At 36.3% G+C, this 17,753-nt stretch carries 19 protein-coding genes; 5 read left to right on the top strand and 14 right to left on the bottom strand.

Annotated elements, in window-relative coordinates:
* Nucleotides 1-19: 19 nt before the first annotated feature.
* The 6 genes from MUA90_RS03340 to MUA90_RS03315 all read right to left on the bottom strand — a co-directional run bounded on the left by MUA90_RS03340 (nucleotide 20) and on the right by MUA90_RS03315 (nucleotide 4,645).
* Complete coding sequence (locus tag MUA90_RS03340; protein ID WP_262588334.1) at nucleotides 20-1,252, bottom strand: ABC transporter permease; 1,233 nt, start codon at nucleotides 1,250-1,252, stop codon at nucleotides 20-22.
* Complete coding sequence (locus MUA90_RS03335) at nucleotides 1,245-2,144, bottom strand: ABC transporter ATP-binding protein (RefSeq protein WP_262588333.1); 900 nt, start codon at nucleotides 2,142-2,144, stop codon at nucleotides 1,245-1,247. Before MUA90_RS03335 ends, MUA90_RS03340 begins: the two co-directional genes overlap by 8 nt.
* A 147-nt stretch (nucleotides 2,145-2,291) precedes the next feature.
* Nucleotides 2,292-3,008: a DUF3169 family protein gene (locus tag MUA90_RS03330; RefSeq protein ID WP_262588331.1), complete on the bottom strand. Its 717-nt coding sequence runs from the start codon at nucleotides 3,006-3,008 to the stop codon at nucleotides 2,292-2,294.
* Nucleotides 3,001-3,204 carry a helix-turn-helix transcriptional regulator gene (locus tag MUA90_RS03325; protein WP_262588330.1) on the bottom strand — a complete coding sequence of 68 codons (204 nt, stop codon included), beginning with the start codon at nucleotides 3,202-3,204 and terminating at the stop codon, nucleotides 3,001-3,003. Before MUA90_RS03325 ends, MUA90_RS03330 begins: the two co-directional genes overlap by 8 nt.
* Before the next feature lie 150 nt (nucleotides 3,205-3,354).
* Nucleotides 3,355-3,864 carry a DUF805 domain-containing protein gene (locus MUA90_RS03320; protein ID WP_262588329.1) on the bottom strand — a complete coding sequence of 170 codons (510 nt, stop codon included), beginning with the start codon at nucleotides 3,862-3,864 and terminating at the stop codon, nucleotides 3,355-3,357.
* Between the two features lie 178 nt (nucleotides 3,865-4,042).
* Nucleotides 4,043-4,645, bottom strand: a complete 603-nt coding sequence (locus MUA90_RS03315) for a DUF805 domain-containing protein (protein ID WP_262588328.1) — start codon at nucleotides 4,643-4,645, stop codon at nucleotides 4,043-4,045.
* A gap of 254 nt (nucleotides 4,646-4,899) precedes the next feature.
* Between MUA90_RS03315 and MUA90_RS03310 the strand changes: the two genes are divergently transcribed.
* Nucleotides 4,900-5,514 carry a DNA-3-methyladenine glycosylase gene (locus MUA90_RS03310; protein WP_114602779.1) on the top strand — a complete coding sequence of 205 codons (615 nt, stop codon included), beginning with the start codon at nucleotides 4,900-4,902 and terminating at the stop codon, nucleotides 5,512-5,514.
* Between the two features lie 113 nt (nucleotides 5,515-5,627).
* Here MUA90_RS03310 and nrdG read toward each other — a convergent pair whose 3' ends face one another.
* The 5 genes from nrdG to corA form a co-directional block, all read right to left on the bottom strand.
* Nucleotides 5,628-6,161 (bottom strand): anaerobic ribonucleoside-triphosphate reductase activating protein, encoded by a 534-nt coding sequence (gene nrdG / locus MUA90_RS03305; protein ID WP_262588327.1) that lies wholly within the window; start codon nucleotides 6,159-6,161, stop codon nucleotides 5,628-5,630.
* A 2-nt stretch (nucleotides 6,162-6,163) separates the two neighbouring features.
* Entirely contained in the window at nucleotides 6,164-8,011 is a 1,848-nt protein-coding gene (nrdD, locus tag MUA90_RS03300) for an anaerobic ribonucleoside-triphosphate reductase (protein WP_262588326.1), read from the bottom strand.
* Between the two features lie 324 nt (nucleotides 8,012-8,335).
* A complete protein-coding gene (locus MUA90_RS03295) occupies nucleotides 8,336-8,833 on the bottom strand; it encodes a hypothetical protein (protein ID WP_262588324.1) in 498 nt (165 codons plus the stop codon).
* 358 nt (nucleotides 8,834-9,191) lie between these two features.
* Nucleotides 9,192-10,232: a type 2 isopentenyl-diphosphate Delta-isomerase gene (fni, locus tag MUA90_RS03290; RefSeq protein ID WP_114602775.1), complete on the bottom strand. Its 1,041-nt coding sequence runs from the start codon at nucleotides 10,230-10,232 to the stop codon at nucleotides 9,192-9,194.
* 93 nt (nucleotides 10,233-10,325) lie between these two features.
* Nucleotides 10,326-11,273 (bottom strand): magnesium/cobalt transporter CorA, encoded by a 948-nt coding sequence (corA, locus tag MUA90_RS03285; RefSeq protein ID WP_262588323.1) that lies wholly within the window; start codon nucleotides 11,271-11,273, stop codon nucleotides 10,326-10,328.
* A gap of 111 nt (nucleotides 11,274-11,384) precedes the next feature.
* On the opposite strand from corA, the gene MUA90_RS03280 reads away from it, so the two are divergent.
* From MUA90_RS03280 to MUA90_RS03270, 3 genes are read left to right on the top strand one after another with little or no spacing between them, the layout of a single operon-like run.
* Nucleotides 11,385-11,861, top strand: coding sequence for a thioesterase family protein (locus tag MUA90_RS03280; protein ID WP_262588322.1), 477 nt, complete (start codon nucleotides 11,385-11,387; stop codon nucleotides 11,859-11,861).
* Between the two features lie 2 nt (nucleotides 11,862-11,863).
* Entirely contained in the window at nucleotides 11,864-12,280 is a 417-nt protein-coding gene (locus MUA90_RS03275) for a hypothetical protein (protein ID WP_262588320.1), read from the top strand.
* Nucleotides 12,281-12,330: 50 nt separating this feature from the next.
* The gene (locus tag MUA90_RS03270) at nucleotides 12,331-12,978 is read left to right on the top strand and encodes a hypothetical protein (protein ID WP_114602771.1); all 648 of its coding nucleotides are present in this window, start codon (nucleotides 12,331-12,333) and stop codon (nucleotides 12,976-12,978) included.
* A 118-nt stretch (nucleotides 12,979-13,096) separates the two neighbouring features.
* On the opposite strand, the gene MUA90_RS03265 is transcribed toward MUA90_RS03270, so the two are convergent.
* The 3 genes from MUA90_RS03265 to MUA90_RS03255 form a co-directional block, all read right to left on the bottom strand.
* The gene (locus MUA90_RS03265) at nucleotides 13,097-14,311 is read right to left on the bottom strand and encodes a putative multidrug effflux MFS transporter TcaB (protein ID WP_262588318.1); all 1,215 of its coding nucleotides are present in this window, start codon (nucleotides 14,309-14,311) and stop codon (nucleotides 13,097-13,099) included.
* Nucleotides 14,312-14,476: 165 nt separating this feature from the next.
* Entirely contained in the window at nucleotides 14,477-15,817 is a 1,341-nt protein-coding gene (locus tag MUA90_RS03260) for a membrane-associated protein TcaA (RefSeq protein WP_262588317.1), read from the bottom strand.
* Between the two features lie 280 nt (nucleotides 15,818-16,097).
* Nucleotides 16,098-16,556 (bottom strand): MarR family transcriptional regulator TcaR, encoded by a 459-nt coding sequence (locus MUA90_RS03255; protein WP_105993199.1) that lies wholly within the window; start codon nucleotides 16,554-16,556, stop codon nucleotides 16,098-16,100.
* 166 nt (nucleotides 16,557-16,722) lie between these two features.
* Here MUA90_RS03255 and MUA90_RS03250 point away from each other — a divergent pair, with 166 nt between their 5' ends.
* Nucleotides 16,723-17,709 carry a YdcF family protein gene (locus tag MUA90_RS03250; RefSeq protein WP_262588315.1) on the top strand — a complete coding sequence of 329 codons (987 nt, stop codon included), beginning with the start codon at nucleotides 16,723-16,725 and terminating at the stop codon, nucleotides 17,707-17,709.
* Nucleotides 17,710-17,753 lie beyond the last annotated feature (44 nt).

Here is a 17,753-nt window from a genome sequence, read left to right as displayed (position 1 = left end):
ATATTTTTATAATATTGTATTATTGTTTTCTGAATGTACGTTTCAACGCTTTGAAAATTCCCTTTTCAAACGTAAGTACAGAGTCGCGATAGCTTCTGACTGCTATCCAAACTAATAGGACTAAGACAACAAGCGACAATAATAAGCTGACAACAATTTCCCACATTTGAAGCTCTGGTGTCGAAGCACGCAAGAATAACACATATGGTGAAAGCAGCGGGATAAAGCTTGTAATTTTAGTTAATGTCGTATTCGGTGCAGACAAACTGAAAATTGCAATATAGAAGGCAATAAAACTGATAATAGTCATCGGCATCAATGCTTGGTTCAAATCTTCAATTCGTGTTGCTAAAGCACCAAGAATAGTACCTAACACAGTATAAGTAATAATTCCGATAATGATGCAGATAATACCTACTACAATCAATTGCGTTGTCAGCGGTGTAATAGTAATGTCGAATTTGCTCATTAAATCTTTCGCATCTGAGAAATAGATTGCGACAGCAGTAATCAATGCTAAGACAAACACCTGTGTAAATGCTGCACAGATAATCGCCAGTATCTTTGCTAAAATATGTTTAACCGGCGAAATACTAGTGATGACCATTTCAATCACACGCGATGTCTTTTCAGTCGCAACCTCCATTGCAACTTGATTCGCATAATTCATGATGACAATAAACATTAGCATGATACCGGCATATAAAATAATCATATTCAACACTTTATTACTCTCTGATTGCTCTGCTGTATCTTTTCCTACTGATTTGCCTGATACTTTGCTTTTTTGCTGGATAGCGGCTAAATCTTTAGGATTCAAATTAATCTTCTTAGCAATCGCTTGTGTTTGAATCGGTGTTAACATACTTTCAAGCTTTTGTTTTGCTTCTTCAGAAGGTGTATCTTTGCTGACAATTTCACCTTCAAGCTGCTGCCCTTTTAAGTGAACGAGATAGGCTTTATCTAATTTTCCTTTTTTCACTTCTTTGATTGCTTGGTCTTCAGATAAAATTTTAAATTCTGTTCCTTTTTCTTCCATTTGCTTGCTTTGTGCTTGAACCATTTGCGCTATTTTAGGTTCATTGGCCGCAATCCCGATCTTGTCAGGTCCGTCGTCAAATAAATCTATAATTTTATTCGCATTCACCGCAGCAACTATAATAATAGCTAAAATAGCTGTCATAATAATAAATGCACGAGATGTCACTTTATTTTTATACGTTAATTTAAAAGTCGCTAAGAATTTATCCATGAATTTCACCTACTTGCTGAATAAAGATATCTTGAATAGAAGGTTCTAAAACTTGGAACCGTTTCACAAATCCGCTTTGCGCCACTGCGTTGAAGACACGTTCTACAGCTGCTTCATCCTCAACAGATAATGTAATCATACGTTTTGCACGTTCAATATGTGTTACACCTTCAATGGTATCTAAGACTTCTAAAGGCTTTTCTGTTTCAATCACAATCTTCTTCAAATCAAAACTGTCTTTAATCGTTTGAATATCGCCTTGCAATACAAGATTGCCTTGATTCAAAATACAAATGTCATCGCATAATTCTTCCACATGTTCCATGCGATGCGAACTAAAGATAATCGTCGTCCCTTTTTGATTCAAATCTTTTACAGCTGATTTTAATAATTCTACATTCACTGGATCCAAACCGCTGAAAGGTTCATCCAATATTAATAGTTCAGGCTGATGTATCAAACTCGCAAGCAATTGAATCTTTTGCTGATTCCCTTTAGAAAGCGATTCGATTTTCTTATCTCTGTTCTCTGTAATCTCAAAACGATTCAGCCAATAATCCAATGCTTGATTAAAATCTTTTTTCGACATTCCTTTTAGTGTCGCAAGATAGCGTAATTCATCCGCTACTTTCATTTTCGGATGCAGTCCGCGTTCTTCCGGAAGATAGCCCACTTTATTAAACATATGCTCTCCCATTTTACGGCCATTATACGTCACTTCTCCTTGTGTTAAAGGGGTTAAACCTAATATCATACGAAACGTCGTCGTCTTGCCTGCACCGTTTCGTCCTAAAAAACCTAACATTTTTCCATTTTCTAAAGACAAAGAGATATTATTCACAACAGTTTTATCACCATACTGTTTCGTGACATCTTTTAATTCTAAAGACATAACAGTCACTCCTAGCGTTTGATATGATTAAAATGATTATACAATCTATTATTTGAACATTATCATTTATTTTCAAAAAATACATGAAGATTTTACAAATACTGGTATTTACACTTCAAATCAATATGATTATGACTTAACTTCGTTTTATTTATAATATTTTTTTACCTTTGAATAATAAAAGAATATGTTAAATAACAATAGACCCATTAATATAATGAGTGCCAACGTCTGATTATCACCTGTCATTGCCGTATAAATGGAAAGTACGATAATAATAATGACGAGTGCACTGATATTAAAGTGAAATAATTTAAACAATACACCAAATGTTATATGACGTTCTCCTTCATCCATAATGTTGATTAATTTATCCATATAATTCTTATCATTTCCTTTTGGAAATCTATCATCTATTTTAGGGATATAAGATTGATAATAAGTAATAAATATCGATAGGATTATAAAAGGAATAACTGAAAATTGCCACCCCATATCTTCGCTTTTTAAAGCAGTTGCTAAAATCAAATTGATGAGTGAAATAATTAAACCTGTATAATAAGAAATAGATGTATTATAGAATGTACGATTAAAAAGTGAATCATATTGATCTGCACGCTCTTCCTCATCGACCGTTAACTGTTTATATTTTCGCGCTTGATGTAATTGTTTAATCATCAAACTCCCTAAAACTAAGACAATCAGAATTGTCACAATAGTTAAAATAATCGTCCATTTAAAATCGAACATTTGTGTTCTAGATTGCCTACTTAAATACTCAAAATAATAAACTACAAAAAATCCCATGACACCACCAAATATGAACTTAAGCGCATTGATTAATGTGTTAGTGTGTTTACTCATAATCCTCCTCAAAAATAAATATGTCTTCAATACTTTCACCGAATATCCGTGCAATCTTAGCTGCTGTAAGTACGGAAGGCATGAACTCATTTCGCTCAATCAAAGATACTGTTTGACGAGAAATACCTGCTTTTTTCGCTAGTTGGGTTTGATTCAACCCCTCTCGCGCCCGCAACTCTTTTACTCTTGTTTTCATTTACTTTACCTCCGTCACATTAAATACTATATGATATTGGTCATTTTAACAACTATATTAGTCAAAATGACATCAATAGTAATCAAAAACATTAAAAATAGACGCTATTCTCCGAAGAGAACACCGTCTATAGTTCATCATTGTATTTAATTATTGATGTGAAGGTTTGCGGTAACCTTGTCCTACCGGCTCAGAGCCATATTTGTTTTGTCCCTTATCGCTTTGAAGGAATGATACTACTAAAATATAGATACCAAAGATAATCATTATAATATCAATAATACGATCAATCACAACATTCACTTGGCCTTGGAAAAAGAGTTGTATCAATAATGAAATCAGCCATACAACAAAATAGATTGCCGGTACAACAATATTTCTTCCTGTATCATGAAAGCGTCTTGTCGTCAGCGCAAACAGCGGAATCAATGTAATAAGTTCAAAAATCAATACCACACTTAAACCAGAACCTGATTCTACTATTTTAGCAGCGATGAGCACCCCATCAATACCGCCAAGTACCAGCTCGAATATTAACATCCATAATATCCAAAACCAATATTCAGATCTGCGTGATCTGCCTTGAAAATTAAAATAGTTTTGCAAAAATAATTTAAAGGCTTCAACGAAGACTACACGTTTACTTGCTTGTTCTTCCATTATTAGCCTCCTAAATATATTTATGAACAAAAAGACGACGTTTTCATCGAAAACATCGCCTTATGTCATTGTATGTTATAGGTTTATCATACTGGTGCATCACTGTCCAATCGGTTCAAAGCTCTATTTATTGTTCCCTTTACAGCTTGAAACAACTGGCAGCTCAAATATATAAATCTTATAAATCTGATGTATTGCTGCGAGTATGTGCTTGATCAGATTCGTTTTGAGGTACATGATTTGGTCGAATATAAGGACTGCGGCCATATTTATTATCTTGTTCTTTACTTGGTAAACATGCAATTACAAGCACATAAATTGAAATACCTAAGTAAACCACTGTAAATATCAAATAAAAAATTGTACCCGCCGTAAAATCTGATGACTGCGCTGATGAACTATCAAAATAATTTACAAAATTAATGATGATACTCATCACAAAAAAGATAATCGGTATTACCATTGTTCTTCCTGTATCATGGAAGCGTCTGGTTAACAGTGCATAGGATGGAATAAATAAAGCGAGTGCCAGCCCTATATATAAAATCAGCGCAATGATTAAGAAGATAAAGCCTGTCAATGCAATACCGCCAGAATCTCCAATTGCCCCTGAAAATATAAAAATAAATGCAAAGAACCCTAGGACAAAGGCTGGAATATACATAATTAATATCCAGAGTGCCATATACCAATACTCAGAACGTGTTGCCCTTCCTTTGAAATTGACATAATTCTTCCAAAAGCGTTTAAAAGCTTCTTTGAATCCCACACGTTTTATCATTACATTTACCCCCTCTTATTTTTTATTACGGTTACGATTTATGTATTACATTACTTTACTATTAAGCATTTTAAAAACTAATAGTTAACTAAAACTAGTCTTTTTTATCATAACAGAGTTGATTAAAAATAAAAATTCCTTTTAGATAACTTTACAAATTTTACAAAACCTATTTTTGAACTGAAACATTGTCTTTCCTTGTTCACTTCTCGTACAATAAGAAGTACTACATTCACAAATCAAGGAGGCAGAACATGGATTTTGTTCATCGTACAACACCAGAAATTGCGCGAGATTTACTTGGGGTAAAAATTGAATTTGATGATGGTACACATCAATTTTCTGGTTACATCGTTGAAACAGAAGCTTACTTAGGCGCAATAGACCAAGCTGCTCACAGCTATAACCGCCGTAATACCCCGCGCGTACAATCCATGTATAAAGAAGGAGGCACGATTTACGCCCATGTCATGCATACCCATTTACTTATCAATTTTGTAACACAGCTTGCAGGTGAGCCGCAAGGCGTTCTTATTCGTGCGGTGGAACCTGAATTTGTTACGGATCAGATGGTTGAAAACAGAAACGGCAAAGACGGCATTGATTTAACCAATGGTCCAGGTAAATGGACACGTGCCTTTAATATGACCATGGCCTTAGATGGATTCAAATTAAATGAAGGTCCTCTGTCCATCAATTTAAAAGAACGCAAATATCCTAAACATATTGTCGAAAGTCCGCGTATCGGTATTCCTAATAAAGGCGAATGGACACATAAACCTTTACGTTTTACAGTGGAAGGCAATCCTTATGTCTCCCGCATGAAGAAATCAGAGATGCGCCCTTCTGAAACGACATGGCAATCTTAATCCACAACGAATAAAAGCGGTCTTGCCCAAATATCGAGCAAGACCGCTTCTTTTGTGTTTTTAGTATTTGTATTTCCTAAGTTGCATAAAATAACTTCGCTGTACTGAATAGTTTAAGCTTCGAGTGTTCGGATAGAGTGTGTTTTTAACGAAGCTTGTACATCAATCACTCTTTGGTTATAAGACCCTTTAAATGCAAGGCCAGGCTGATAAAGTGATTGAACAAACGGACCATCTACTAAAACATCAATCATACTTAATGCTTTCTTTCGCTGTTCTGTATTTTCTTTTAAATTTTCATACATAAAACCTGTCCAAACCCAAATACTCTTACTATGCTGAAAACGTGCTCTGAACGCTTCAATCAGCGGCAGAACAATGTCCATATTGCAGAAAGGCTCGCCGCCTAAAATACTTAAGCCTGAAATATACTCCGGTTCACAGTAATCAAGGATAGTTTCAAGTGTTGTTTCTGAATACGGCGTACCATAAGTAAAGTTCTGTGCTGCTTTGTTATAACAACCTTCGCATGCAAATGGACAGCCGGAAACATAAACACTGCATCGCACTCCTTCGCCATCGACAAAAGACTCTTTTTCAATCTTAGCAATGTACCCTTTTCCTGTTTCAACTTGTGCATACAGCATTGTTACTCTGTACCTTTCATATGTTTGACACGTGCCGCAATTTCTTTATGTCTGCCTTCAATCGTAGGTCTTTGAACCGGATTGCCTAAATAGCCGCACGTTCTTTTAACTACATCTACTGTATCTGGATTATGGTTTTGGCAGTGCGGACATTCAAAACCGTGTGCTGTAGTGTCGAATTCACCTTCAAAACCGCATTCGTAGCATTTATCTATCGGCGCATTCGTACCTAAATAGCTGACTTTATCATAAGCATAATCCCATACTGCTTCTAGTGCTTTGGTATTATGTGTTAATTTAGGATACTCGCAATAATGAATATAACCTCCGCTCGCTAAGAACGGATAGTCTTTTTCAAAATCTAGTTTTTCAAACGGTGATACAGCTTTACGGACATCATAATGGAAAGAGTTTTGATAATATCCTTTACCGGTAATATCAGGAATCAATCCGAAGCGCTCTGTATCTAAACGACAGAAACGATCTGTCAATGATTCGCTTGGTGTGCTGTACAGACTGAAGAAGATATCATTCTCTTCTGTCCATTGATATTGGAAATCTTTCATTCGGCGCAAAATATCCAATGTGAATGTTTTCGCTTCTGGATTTGTTTCCCAATTCGGTCCATAGAATACTGTTGCGGCTTCATATAAACCGATATAACCTATTGAAATAGTTGCACGCTGCTTTGTAAATAAATCCATGACATTTCCATCTTCAGTCAAACGTCGATGGAATGCGCCGCTTTTATATAATATCGGTGCGTTATTAGGAATTACGGAACGAATACGTTCAATGCGATAAACTAAAGCATCATGTACGAGTGCCATACGTTCATCTAATAAACGCCAAAACGCAGCCATATCGCCTTTTGTTTCTAACGCAATACGCGGAATATTCAACGTCACAACACCTAAGTTGCATCGGCCGCTGTTTTCAAGTTCGCCCTCTTCATTGCGCCATGCCGGTAAAAATGAACGGCAGCCCATCGGTGCTTTGAAGTCGCCTAAAATTTCTACTGTTTTATCATAATTTAAAATGTCCGGATACATACGTTTCGTTGAACATTCTAAAGCTAATTGTTTAATATCATAGTTCTTATCTTCAGGCGCAAAGTTGACACCTTTTTTAATCGAGAATACGAGTTTAGGGAAAATAGCAGTCACGTGATGATGTCCTAAACCTTGGATACGCGTTTTTAAAATCGCTTTTTGAATCATACGGCTATATGTATCCGTGCCTAAACCAAATCCTAATGTGACAAAAGGTGTTTGCCCATTTGAGGTATATAATGTATTAATTTCATATTCTAAACTTTGCATCGCATCTTTAATATCTTTTTCTGTTTGTTTTTGGACATAAGCCTCTAATTTGTCCGGATAAACAAATGCTTCTCCGATTTTGCGATGTTTGTCTGCATTGCATTTTGCATATCGGCTCAATACTTCATCAATACGATCAACTGTACAGCCGCCATATTGACTGCTTGAGACGTTTGCGATAATCTGCACAATTTGAGCAGTCGCTGTTTGGATAGACTTCGGCGGATCTACTTGCGCATTGCCGATTTCAAAGCCTTTATCCAACATGCCTTTAATATCAATCAAGCAGCAATTCGTCAAAGGTTGAAATGGATGATAATCTAAATCATGGAAGTGAATATCACCGCTTAAGTGCGCCTCTGCAACATGTTTTGGCAATAGATGTTCTAAAGCATAAGATTTAGAAACTACCCCGGCAGTCAAATCCCGCATCGTTGTAAAGGTTGCACTATCTTTATTCGCATTTTCATTCACCACAGTCGGATCTTTATCGATTAAGCGACTTAAGCTTTCTTCTAACTTCAACATATTAACGCCCCTTCTTCACTATATATTGTGTTCTAAATACTAAATTACCACAATATGTAGAAATTAGGAGGTTTTAATATGACTGTTAACAGAGATGTCAAAATGTTATGGCTTAATTATGAAGGTTATATTTTCATCCATTCTATTTATTTCAGGATTTTGTTTTACAAAAAAGAGATGACCGCTTCAGTAAGCAATCACCTCCTATTTCCCGATAAATCGGCAGTGCTGTATCTTTTTATACTGTCAAATTACATGAAAACACATGTGTTAATAATTACGGACATGAAGTGGGTCACGTTCAATAATATAGGCCATCGCTTGTTAACATGGGTGTGCTTCTTCGTATCGGCCTAAATATTCTTTTAAGATGTAACAATCTATGTTTGTTATTTCTTTATCTCTAATTTTAATGTCCGTAAGTTGACGGCTTAAAAATGCAGCATATATATGATTCTCACCGCATTTAAGATAATCTGAAACATCATAAATATATTTTTCCCCAGCATTTGCGAGTTCAAAACGTATTTCTTTGTTCAAGTCAATAATCATAGCGGTGTTCGTCTTAGGTGTTATAACAACTAAATGATATTTCACATTATCTTCTAACTTATCTAAAGAAAAGTACTGTTCAGCCGTAATAATATTTGTGTTGATATTGACACCAACTGCTGTGTTCCAATTATTTAATAACTTTTCTGCACAGATACCCCGTCTTGGATCGGACACATTAAAATCATAGTAGTGCAGAAAAGGTGCCTCCTCTTTAGACAATGGTTTGGCTGATACAGTTTCTTTTAATTGTGAATAACTCGGCCCCACTTCAACTCCTCCTTTACGACATAGAAATCATATATGTCATAAAATTAACATGGATTTTCACGAATTTGAATGTCAGTTTTCACCTTTAATATATCCAAATGTTTCCACTTTGTACTATTTTGAAGCATTTATCCTTTAAGTTATTTTACAGTGTTTTTATTTCATATTTTCAATTTATTTTTTATGTTCTAATTGCTTTACGCAAAATAATGTCTTATAATTAGTGTAAGCGTTACCAGAGCAAACCATTGTCTTGCTCTTCGTGATTGCCCATACTAAAACCAATTTGTTACTTAAAAAGCGGTTCAACCCTCTACCAGTTGAACCGCTCTCCTTATGTTTAAACGAAAAGTTGTGCTTATTGATTTAAGTTGCGCTGCTGTATCCAATTTTGCAGACTTTGATCATAAATTACTTCTAAATTATGAATGGCTTCGATATTCGGCACATTTGCCATTACCGCAATTTTCTTCATTTGTTCAATAAATGCTTCGACATACTCAATTGTTTGTTCTACACCGTTGTTTTCAACTTGTTCTAAGAACGGACGAGACATGCCTACCGCATCTGCCCCTAATGCTAAACATTTTATTGCGTCAAACGGGTTGCGTACACCGCCGCTCGCAAATACAGACATATGACTTTGAACGATTTTGCTTTCAAGCAAAGATTCCACTGTAGATTGTCCCCAATTTTGAAGATAAGACATATCTTTTAAATCACGGCGTTCATTTTCGATACTGACGAAGTTAGTACCTCCGCGGCCGCTGACATCAACGTAATGTACACCGATTTCATTCAACGCTTCCATTGTTTCTCTGCTCATACCAAAGCCGACTTCTTTTACAATCACTGGAACATCCACTGTCTTTACAATACGGTTTAAATTATCCATCCAGTTAGAAAAAGTACGGTTGCCTTCAGGCATTACTAATTCTTGCGGCGCATTCACATGCACTTGTAGTGCATCAGCTTTGAGCATCTCTACAGATTGTTTCGCAAGATCTGCAGGTACATCAGCACCGACATTACTGAAAATAATACCATCCGGATTCATTTCTCTTGCAACTGTAAAGGTAGATTCCATTTTAGGATTGCGCAATGCGGCATGTGTAGAGCCGACTGCCATCGCAAGTCCTGTTTCCTTTGCGACAATCGCAAGCTTCTCATTGATTTGTTTTGTCCATTCGCTGCCGCCAGTCATCGCATTGATATAAAGCGGTGAATTCAATTTGAAGTCGGGTAATTCAACAGAAAGGTCTACTTGATCCACATCCACACTTGGAATGGAGTGGTGTACAAATCTGATGCGATCGAAATCAGTTAATTGTGCGTCTGATTGTGCCATCGCAATTTTAACATGATCATCTTTTCGTTGTTCTCTTTTAGAATCACTCATCATCTTTCCTACTTTCTTTTCTATCGTATATTAGTGTAAGTGTATCAATCTCACTACAAACGTTCCAGTTATTACGTTCATTTTCACACTTCTTTATAACATATTCTTTCGTTTGAAGAACCAGATGCACCAAAGCGTGATAATGACCATGAGTCCGAGGCACATAAAGTAGCCGTAATGCCTTTTCAATTCCGGCATGAATTCAAAGTTCATTCCATAAATGCCAGCTAATAAAGTTAACGGCATAAAGATCATAGATACAATTGTCAAAATCTGCATGACACGGTTCATACGATATGTCGTATAGGATTCGAAATTATCCCTGATTTCTCTTGTGATATCTTGTGCCGTCTTTAACATACTTTCCTCTTTAGCAATATGATCTTTAATATGCTGAATATACATCTTATGTCGTTTATCTTGGACTAAACCGCTTGAATATTCTAATGTATCTATCAGTTCTTTCATCGGCATGATTACACGATTCATCTTAATCATATCGGAACGCAAATCAAACAAATGGTCCATCATATATTTATTAGAACGATCTGTACCGTGTTCATCCTCAAATGTAAATACCTTGTCAGAAAGGTCATCCACATATTTGAAATAGTTATCTACGATATGATCTAAAATATACAATACAATATCTTCACAATCTAAATCTTGATCATAATGGGCTTTAACTTGTTTCAATACAGTATCAATCTCTTCGATTTTATGATGATGATACGTAATTAACAAGTTGTCTTTAATGAAAATATTCAGGACTTGAATTTTAAAGTCATCAGCGTTGATACGATGAAAGACAACGTTTTGATAACTTTGGTAGTTTTTATATTTTGCCCGCGGATTTGCATGAATCGTATCATCCACTTCCAACGGGTTAAAATCAAAATCATTTAATAAACATTGGTTATCTTCTTTTGTCGGTTCATTAATGTCATACCAAACAACTGTCGCATCTTTCGGCACTGCCTGACTTGTTGGTGCCTTTGTCAGGCCTTGCGACTTCGTTTGATAATAAATCGACATGCTCATGCGGCTTTCCTCCCTTTTTCAACATACGCTTATTTTACCATGTTTCAATTCCATGTCGCCTATAGATTTTTTTAGTATGATAGACTTATCTATTTAAAGGAGTTTTGTTTTATGGAACATTTATTTACAGTTCACGGCAAAGTCGAAGCTTCTATGATTGACCACAATCAGCACATGCATGATTCTGAATACAACGAAGCTTTCAGTCAAGCAACGAATCAATTCAATTATCAAAGCGGTTTGTCATTAGAAGAACGAAATGAATTAAATTATACTATCTTCACTTTAGAAGAACATACAACATTTATGAAACAGCTTAAACTGGATGATACGTATCAAGTCGATATTTATATTTACAACTATGATTATAAACGTGTCCATTTCTTTTTAATTATGCGCAATGCAGACGGCGATATGGTCGCAACGAATGAACAAATGATGATGGGCATAGATCGCAGCACTGAAAAATCCGCCCCTTTCCCAGACACCTACAAAGACAATGTGGCCCATTACTATCGCATTCAACCTGATATAGAATGGCCGAAACAATTAGGACATCGTATCGATATCCCGCAAAAAGGAGAATAACTATGTCTCAATCTTTACAATCACCGCTTTTAATACACCTTTTGGATCTATCAGATGAAGTCAAAGCAGAACTCAGTGAACTTAATCAGCAAAAAGAAAATGTCACTAAAGGACCTGACTATAAATTATTCGAACGAGGAATTCAACTTGCTGTCATTCAAGGCAAACGCCAAATGATACATGCGCTTGAAATCGAGGTGCAAGCAGCACCTTCTGATGCAGCTTTGCTTGAAACTGTCGCAGCCCACCAAGAGGACATCGCAGCTGCTGTACAAAGTTTAAAGCCGCAACATACAGCACAACATGATTATTATCATGAAGCCTTAGCTTTAGCCGACTTTTATGAAACACAGGGAAAAGCCTATATAATTCAAAGTATTGGTGCTAAAATAAAAGCAATACAGTCTGAAGATAGATGATAAGCACAACTTATGAATGATGCTTATTTTGAAGGGAGAATTGTATCACCATGCCTCAAAACTATGACACTGCGGCAGCACCTTATGCGAAGGAACCATTAGAACGCGGTACTTTGCAGCGCGGAAAATATTTCGCTAAAAAAAGAAAACGCTCCTATGTGAGCTTGATTATTCAAATTATCGTATTGATTCTTACTGTTATTTCACTATACAGCATGTTTAAAGAATCCATATTCACGATTGTTTTGGTTAATGAACCGATTCACTTTTCACAGCTCTTAAACTTCCAAGAAACATTACAGAATATCTCGAGCCAGAACTTTGATTTAACACAGCTGCATCAGCTGCAAGACAACATCAGCAAAATCAAATTCGCATTCATCGCTTTCTTCTTTGTCGGCTTAATCAGTATATTGCTTACGATTTTGACACTGATTTTCAACCGTACCGCAATTAAAATTGTAAATATGGTTTTAATCGCGATTATGTTTGTCATCCCATTTGGGTTAACTTACATTGTGAATGAAACAGCACAACGTATTTCAGAAACTCTGAAACAATATTTCATTACTGTAGAACCCGATAAAATCTTAATTGCCGGCGATGCATTAAACAATGCGACAATCTTACTCGCTTGTTGTTTTGCACTCTTATTTATCAGCTTATTCTTTAGAAACCGCCGTGTGCGCATTAAATAACCCATCAGACATTCCACATTTGGGATGTCTTTATAAAAATGAGAAAATAATTTTGAATTTAAAAAAGGAAATGTCCAATACATGAGGACATTTCCTTTTTACATTGTATACGCTGATGTCAATTTGCTGCCTTATTTCTAAAGGCCTTCACTGTAATGATATGCAGAATAATCAGCACAACAGCCGCAGTCATAATAATCATCAAATACGGAATATAACTCTTCTCCCCCATCAATCCCACTAAAGGAGTACTGATGCCGCCGATTAATGTTTGAACCAAACCTAATAAACTCGACGCACTGCCGCCGCCTCCGGTACGTTCATCCATAGCAACTGAGAAGCCGAGTGTCGCAATCCCTGTAACAGGACTGACCAAAACAAAGAAGGCGATAAATAAAAACACTATCGGCAAATGCAGTGTCAATACGATTGTAATCATGATAACACCGGCAAGCTGCACCCACGTAAAGCCGCGCATAATAGACAGCGGTGAAAAGTAATCTACAAGCTTTCCTGAAAGCTGCGATGAAATAATCAAACCGATACCATTGACCGCAAACATAATACTGAATGCTTGCGGAGACAAATCGTAGATCCTTTGTGTAATAAAAGGCGAAGCTGAAATATAACTGAATAATATAACGAACGTCATACCTTGCAGCAGCATCGGCAGCACAAAACGCGGCTGTTTGAGCAGCACTTTAAATTGTGCTAAGATACTGCGGATATCTGCAGATTGACGAGACTGTCTGCTTAAAGATTCCGGTACACGCACTGTGGTACAAAATATCATAAAAGCACCGAAAATCGTCATTAAAATAAAGACCATATGCCACGTTGAAAACATCAAGACTACCCCGCCGATTGCAGGCGCGATGACCGGTGCGACACCGTTCACCAGCATTAATACTGCTAAGAACTTTGTCAGTGCTTTGCCGTGATACATATCACTCGCAATCGCACGTGAAATCACTGCTGCTGCACCTGCACATAAACCTTGAACTAATCTTAAACTGATCATCATGGTGATATTCGTGGCAAAGACAATGCCGATACTTGCGATGGTATAAATCACCATTACAATGACTAAAGGCTGTTTGCGGCCGTAAGCATCTGATAAAGGTCCCATGATCAGGTTGCCGAAGGCCAACCCCACCATAAATAAAGTTAAGGTTAATTGCGATGCAGATGCGGTTGTATTAAAGTCTGCTCTGATTTGCGGCAGTCCAGGCAAGAACATATCTATAGAAAGTGCGCCGATTGCGGTCAGTGCACCTAATATTATAATTAAAAAGATGGGCAGCTTTTTTTGGTATGTATGATTCTGCTTCACCCAATCACCTCTTTCTCTCTTTCGATTAAGCTGATAATCTCATATTATACTTAGTATCAAAATAATACAACGTTTGAAACACCGGCACAGATAAAATAAACACCCTTGCATCAGCGATACGCTACATCGTATCCCATTTGCAAGGGTATTTCGAATTCTTCTCTATTATTCTTTATAACTGATGATTTTCAAATCATCTTCTTCAGGTATTTGACCTGATTTATGGTTAACATCTTGTAATTTATACGTAGAAGTCACCCAGACACCTTGGCTGTTTAAATTCAGCACTTTGGCATAAACATGCACGCCTTCAGTAGAAACATCCATGACTTGCGGACTTTGGTACCAATTTTGTACGCCTTGTCCTGTTTGGATTTGATATCTGATGTTGTCATAGTTTTTGGTGCCGGGTGTAAGATACTTTGACACACTCGCAAAATTATTGCCGAATGATGCCTCGTTCAATGCAGAAGTATACTTATTAAAGAAACGAGAAAGTTTATTTTTCAAGCTGTTTTCTTCTTTTTCCTTTTCTTCTACATATTTGTTGATCTTATCTTTCTCAAAGCGCAGCGTAACAGGTGTATTAGATTTCAAATCGTTCGGATACAATTTCACCGAATCTGATTTAAATGTTTTGCCTTTCGCTTTTCCTTCAGCTGAAACCTCAATGTTAGCCGTTACCGGATACGGACCGTATAAACGTGAATTATCATAATTATACGTCTTGCCGTTAATCTTCACTTTTGTATGTTTATCATCTAATTTATCCGCACCATCCAACTTAATATTCAAGTTGGCTTCAGGGAAGTTTTCATGTACATCCACTGTTTCGCTGTTGCTGTTTTTGAATGAGAACGTTAAATAGCCGTTGAATTTCCCATTTGAATTTTCTTTCGTTGCCGGAAGTTTATAATTTCCTGGAATGAAATTACCCAGCATTGTCGATTCATTCGCTTCAGCAATGACTTTTCGCTTCTTATCATCTGCTCTGAAGATATAAGTTGTCTTTGTTTTAGGTTTGATAATCGGCTTTTTCGTAATTGTTTGGAAACTGATATTATCAAAGAAGATAAAACGACGGCCGTTTTTAGTAATCCGCAGCACTTTATTGCCATCAGGCGTTTTAATATAGCTGGCGTCTTTTTCATTACGTTCTAATTCGTCCACCGTCTTTTGCAGCTCCTTATCAAACTTCTTCATCCCGATTTCGCTTTTAATATATTTGATATATGTTTCTGCCTCATCAGTGCCTACTTTATTATCGCGAGTACTTAAAATGGTCGCAATGCGCTGCGTATCATTATTTTTAATCGCATTCGCTAAAATCTTGGCTTGTGCTTCTGGCGTATTGAAATTTCTTAATAAGAAAAACAATATGATTAATAAAATAACAATAAAGATGCCGATACCCCATGGCACAATTTTACGCAGACTCTGATTGGTCTTCATACGCTGTTCGCAGCTTCTGCTTTCTGACGTCTCAGTTTTATCGGATTGCTCCATTTATCGTTCACCTCGCTTTTCGTTTATTCTCTATACTATTATTTCCTAGGAAATGTCCAAATTGATTGCTTAATATTTTACCCGCACAAATTTTACACGTAATTTACATAAATGTAAAATTATATCTGCAAATTTGTTGGTTTAAATTTAGAATACTTCTATTATAGTAGACTCGACCTTTTTATTATATCAGTAATTAGACCTAGCGCTTAACATTATCCTCATATATATTAAAAATCGGCGCATCACCACAATGCACCGATTTTTAAAGTTGTTCCTCTTATTGAATTTTTTGAATGTATTCTTTAATACGGCGATCCACAATTTCTAAATTTTCTGCAGTCGCCTCAACTTGTGATTCTGTCAAATCTTGCAGCAAATATGTCGCTACATCATTAATAATCGCTTTTGAACGTGCCACATATTCGCGCCCCTTATCTGTCAGACGCACATATTTCAAACGCTGATCTACACTCGCATTTTGTTTCTCCCACTGAATCATTTCGAGTTTAATCAATTTTTTCACACGTCGGCTGATTGCCGCTTTATTGACCCCTTGTTTTTCTGTAATCTCTGATAAAGTTAATGATTTATTATTATCTAGTAACAATACAGCTTGTGATTGCTCAATCGACACATTAAATTCGTTGCGCAAATCTTCTAAAAGATTCGCCATTAACGTATTAACATCTTCAATGAACATCCCCATAAACTGCATATGCTGTTCTATATTCTTCATTATGGTCTCCTTCTTATGATAAGTATTCGTTAAATTCACTACTTTGACAGTATGACTTATTTTACACTTTTTCAATGTGTCGAAACCATCATATCATATCTGAAGAAACATAAGGAAAAATAGGGTAATATGAAAGTAATTAATTTTTTACAAATAGAGGTTTGAAATGCTACTACTATCAATAATATTAAGTCTTTTGATTTTATGCAGTTACATTTATTTATTTTTTAATCCGTATCGCAGATTGAATATCATATCATTCTTTATCACACTAGTTAGCGGATTTATCGTACTTTTAATTCATTTAATCACTTCAAGTCTCCCATTTGATTTGGCTATTGTGTCAGTCATTGGTGCAGGGTTGCTGCTGTTTAAACATCGTGTGATTTTGGAATGGAAAAGTGCCAGAATGTTTTTTGCCAGAATTTGCGCACTGACATTGGCTATTGCATTTTTAGCCGTCGCTTTGAATCTATTAAGCCATATTCCTGTCCCTGTTATGAATGCTTTGTTTTTATGGATAGGATGGATTACAGTCACAACACTTTTTGCTTTTGTGCATTATCTCAGCTGGTCTTCTGCTTTTAGTATGCTGACACTAGATGATCCTATTGATGCCATTATCGTCTTAGGCGCCGGATTATATCGTGAACAAGTCACACAAATGCTGGCATGGCGTTTAGATCGTGCCGCAGCACTTTACCAAAATCATAAAGGCACACCCTATATTATTGTCAGCGGCGGTACAGGCGAAGGCGAACGTGTATCAGAGGCAGAAGCCATGCGTGATTATTTAATCGCACAACATATCCCAAGCTCGCGTATTCTATTAGAAGATCAATCGCATAGTACGTATGAAAATTTAGCTTACACTAAAGACATTTTAAAAGACCATGTATTTTCTAAAATCGCCATCGTAACAAGTCAATTTCATATTTTGCGTGCTTTACGTTTTGCTCAAATCTTAAATATCAAAGCTGTCGGTGTCGGCAGCCGTACACCTTATCCATTTTTCGATACTGCTTTAATCAGAGATTTCTTTGCTTTGATGTATTGCTATAAGTTATTGTTAACTTTTTATTTCGGCGCTTTATTTATCGCCAGCATGCTCATTAAACACCCATCTTTGCTTCATCTTCTGCATTTAAAATAACCTTCTATATAAATAGAAATATACCTGAATATAAACAAAAAGTT

Origin of the sequence: Staphylococcus sp. IVB6181 (assembly GCF_025561445.1) — a bacterium.
GTDB lineage: Bacteria > Bacillota > Bacilli > Staphylococcales > Staphylococcaceae > Staphylococcus > Staphylococcus simulans_B.
This window is presented reverse-complemented; position numbering and strand designations above follow the sequence as displayed.